We start from the raw sequence: 459 nt of genomic DNA on the forward strand, positions 1-459 counted from the left end.
GAACTCGATATCAACGACAGTGAGGATGAGGACACGCTGGATGTCGGGGAAGACGAACATGAGCACGTAGCCGAGGAAGAGACAGGACCGACGCCATACATCAAGCTGGCTAGTACTATGCACGCGGACCCGGAATACGCGTGGTCGTGGCACTGCCAATACGCGTCAACGCTGCGCAGATCGATGGGTCACGAACAGGCAAATCGGCTGGCTGTTACCATCATGATTAATATGTGGGGCATCGACACGTCACGTGACGCGCGGTACCGCAATTTTGAGCGCCAGTGGGCGCAACTTGGAGAGCAGCAATGATCACGACGATGACGGGTTTTGACGTAGTTGAGTTGGAAGAGCGCGCGGAGCAACGGGCAAAGGGCAACATGTACGAAAATGAATCGTGCCGTATACGTGCCGATCAAGAAAAGCTCGTCGAGCTTAGTGGTGTGCTGGGATCATTGA

General features: G+C 54.7%; 1 protein-coding gene. It reads left to right on the forward strand.

Features of this window, described 5'->3' with window-relative positions; all coding sequences use genetic code 11:
• Positions 1-312 (forward strand): hypothetical protein (locus AC1RPQ_RS07920; RefSeq protein ID WP_481762249.1); only part of this gene is annotated, 312 nt, incomplete at its 5' end.
• Between the last annotated feature and the right edge of the window lie 147 nt (positions 313-459).

This window comes from Dellaglioa sp. CoH-57-MRSF-21, assembly GCF_056781915.1.